This is a genomic window from Mesorhizobium sp. P5_C1 (assembly GCF_054049815.1).
Genome location: NZ_JBFULQ010001092.1, coordinates 1 through 1030, shown reverse-complemented (window position 1 = coordinate 1030; position 1030 = coordinate 1). Strand labels below are relative to the sequence as shown.

2 protein-coding genes are annotated in these 1030 nt (G+C 61.5%); both read right to left on the bottom strand.

Translation table 11 applies throughout. The annotated features are described in order from the left end of the window. The coding region (locus ACXJ7R_RS34100) for a hypothetical protein (RefSeq protein ID WP_457155633.1) at positions 1-188 on the bottom strand (188 nt) is incomplete at its 3' end. Positions 189-203: 15 nt separating this feature from the next. After that, positions 204-803: a DUF1419 domain-containing protein gene (locus ACXJ7R_RS34095; protein WP_457155632.1), complete on the bottom strand. Its 600-nt coding sequence runs from the start codon at positions 801-803 to the stop codon at positions 204-206. Positions 804-1030 lie beyond the last annotated feature (227 nt).

The window sequence follows — 1030 nt, the reverse complement described above, 5'->3', positions numbered from 1 at the left end:
CCTCCCGCGTGGCGGGCACTGAGCAGACGTTTTTCTGAGGGCGGATGCTTATTTCCTCGAGGCAGTTGGCCATACGGTCTCGAAGGTCTCAACAGCTGAGGATGGAAGCGGGTGCATACATTGAGCGAAAGTCGGTCACCGTCATGGAGAGGTATCGCCGCCGAGGCGCGGTTCTTATAGATGCCCATCGTCGTCTTCCTTCGTCAGCTCCGACGCAATCGGACTTTGGACAGGAACTCGTCGATCTCGAGATCTGACAGATCATCGAGCAGCTTGAAGGCAGCATCATGCCTTCCGGCGTTAACGAGAATCGTGCGTCTGCCTTGATGTTCGGCCCACCCGGTCTCGGGGTCTGCGTTGCGGGCGGTCCCCCTGAGCTCGACGGGGGTTATGTTCCAGATCGCCTCGAGCTTTTCCGCGCGGGTCATGCTGTCGCTCGCGCGGGTCTCGTGGGCGATGATGGCGGCGCGCATCTTGTCTGGCGACTGCCGATCCGTGAGATCGCAGAAGCCATGAAACCAGCGCTCGCGGCCCCGGATCCGGATCGCGAAGAATACGCTGGTGACGTTGCCGGCCTTATACTCAGACATTCCGAACATGCCGGTGCGCATGAAGAGCGGCGGCAGCAAATCGAGCATGAAGTGATATTCTGACGCGTTGATCTCGAACCACTCGGCTGAATAGGGAGTGCCGGAAAGCGGATCGATGCTGGGAGCGTCTTTGTGACGGCTGAACAGTTGGAACATCTGCTCGCGGGTGGCGACGCCGTCGAGCACCTTCCTGAAGGGTGGATGTGCGGTCATAAGGTTCTCCTGAAGGCCTGTCGGCCATGCGCGGCATCACCGCGCCATGGCAACTGCTTGGTGTGTTGTGGCTGGGGACGGGCCGAGCCTGCGGCCGGCGCGTGCATCGGCGATGATGGGGTTTGCAGGGGTTCAGGCGGCGCATCGTTCGGAGGAACGCGAAGCGTCTCGACCAACCCCGGTTATGGCACGGACGGCGGCGGCGAGCGCCGGGATATGGTCAAGCA

Coding starts and splice junctions, on each gene's coding strand:
- ACXJ7R_RS34095 (WP_457155632.1), bottom strand. CDS start 803: ATGACCGCACATCCACCCTTCAGGAAGGTGCTCGACGGCGTCGCCACC.